2 protein-coding genes are annotated in these 1,705 nt (G+C 75.1%); both read right to left on the bottom strand.

The window, feature by feature from the left end; all coding sequences use genetic code 11:
- Window positions 1-81: 81 nt before the first annotated feature.
- Window positions 82-579, bottom strand: coding sequence for an NUDIX hydrolase (locus tag E1265_RS36025; RefSeq protein WP_132935147.1), 498 nt, complete (start codon window positions 577-579; stop codon window positions 82-84).
- A gap of 5 nt (window positions 580-584) precedes the next feature.
- Window positions 585-1,700 carry a cystathionine gamma-lyase gene (locus E1265_RS36020; protein ID WP_243741356.1) on the bottom strand — a complete coding sequence of 372 codons (1,116 nt, stop codon included), beginning with the start codon at window positions 1,698-1,700 and terminating at the stop codon, window positions 585-587.
- Window positions 1,701-1,705: the final 5 nt, after the last annotated feature.

The raw sequence follows: 1,705 nt of genomic DNA, 5'->3' as shown, positions 1-1,705 counted from the left end.
GCCCTGGAGCGCGCCGAGCGCGCGGGCGGCTTCGCCGACGGCAACTGGTTCGCGCGCTGACCGCTCAGGCTCCGCTTCGGCTCAGGCGAAGTCGCCGGCGAGCAGCGCCCGGACCCCCAGGATGTTCCGCGCCAGATAGGCGCTGAGCGAGGCCGGCACCAGATCGACGGAGGCCAGCCCCTCAGGAGTGAACGGCAGCCGCACGATCTCGTAGGTGCCGCGCGGCTCCTCCACTTCGGGCCCGTGCCGCAGCGTCGGATCCATGGTGGCGAGACGGCAGACGAAGAAGTGCTGGACCTTGAGCCGCGGCGGGGCGTCCTCGTCCGGCTCCGGCACGTGCGGGACGGTGTCGACGAAGGCCGGGACCACGTCGCAGATCTTGGCGCCCAACTCCTCCGACACCTCGCGGTGCAGGGCCGAGACGACCGTCTCGTCCGACGGCTCCACCCCGCCGCCCGGCGTGATCCAGTAGGGCGGGAGGCCGGGCTTGGTTCGCTTGATGACGATCAGCTCGGTGTCGTCCAGGTCGAGCAGGATGGCGCGGGCCGTGCGTTTGACCGCGGAACGTGCTGGGGTCATGCCCGTCATGTGGCCCGTGCGCCGCCGGACGAAACGTCCAGCGCCGCGTCCAGCGCCGCGTCGAGGTCGGCGACCAGGTCCTCGGTGTCCTCGATCCCGACCGAGAGCCGGACGAAGCCCTCTGGCACGTCGTCCCCGCCCCACCGGGCGCGCCGCTCGGCCGTCGACCTGACCCCGCCGAAGCTGGTGGCGTCCGACACCAGGCGCAACGCGGCCAGGAACCGCTCGGCGTGCGCGCGGTCGGGCAGCGTGAACGACACCACGCAGCCGAAGTGCCGCATCTGCCGGGCCGCCACCGCGTGCCCGGGATCCTCCGGCAGCCCGGGATACCGGACGCCGCTCACCTCGGGGCGCGCCCGCAGCGCGCGGGCGACGGCCAGGGCGGAGGCACCCTGCCGCTCGACGCGCAGCTGCAGCGTGGCGATCCCGCGGTGCGCCAGCCATGCCTCCATGGGCCCGACGATCGCCCCGGTCTCGGTGCGCCAGGCGCGCAGCGCGGTGGCCAGCGCGGCGTCGCGGGCGACGGCGTAGCCGAGCAGCACGTCGCCGTGCCCGTTGAGCGCCTTGGTGCCGCTGGCGATCGACAGGTCGGCGCCGAGCGCGAGTGGCCGCTGCCCCAGCGGGGTGGCCAGGGTGTTGTCCACGACGAGCAGCGCGCCGCGCGCGTGCGCGGCGTCGGCGAGGCGGCGGATGTCGCACACGTCGAGCCCGGGGTTGGACGGCGTCTCCACCCACACCAGGCGCACGTCGTCGTCGATCGCCGCGAGCTGCGCGTCAGCGCCGGTCGGCGCGGTACGCACCACGACGCCGAAGCCTTCGAGCCGCTCCCGCGCCCGCGGCAACAGCTGGTACCCGTCGGACGGCAGCACGGCGACGTCCCCGGGCCGCAGCAGGGCGAACAGCACGGCCGTGGTGGCGGCCATCCCGGAGGGGAACACGACCGCCAGGGCGTCCTCGCCAGGCGCCTCGAGCTCGGCGACCGCGGCCTCCAGGGCGGTCCACGTCGGATTGCCCTGCCGGCCGTACGCGTAGGGCGCGATCGAGGGGTCGCCCGGCAGGTGGAAGTGCGCGGCGAACGTCGGCCCCGGCATGGGCGCGGCATACGCCTCCCCCGCCGGCACCCCGG

The organism is Streptomyces sp. 8K308, from assembly GCF_004348315.1.
Classification (GTDB): domain Bacteria; phylum Actinomycetota; class Actinomycetes; order Streptomycetales; family Streptomycetaceae; genus Streptomyces.
This window is presented reverse-complemented; position numbering and strand designations above follow the sequence as displayed.

Bases quoted from the DNA above. Each gene is read 5' to 3' on its own strand.
- E1265_RS36025 (WP_132935147.1), bottom strand. From the start codon at position 579: ATGACCCCAGCACGTTCCGCGGTCAAACGCACGGCCCGCGCCATCCTG.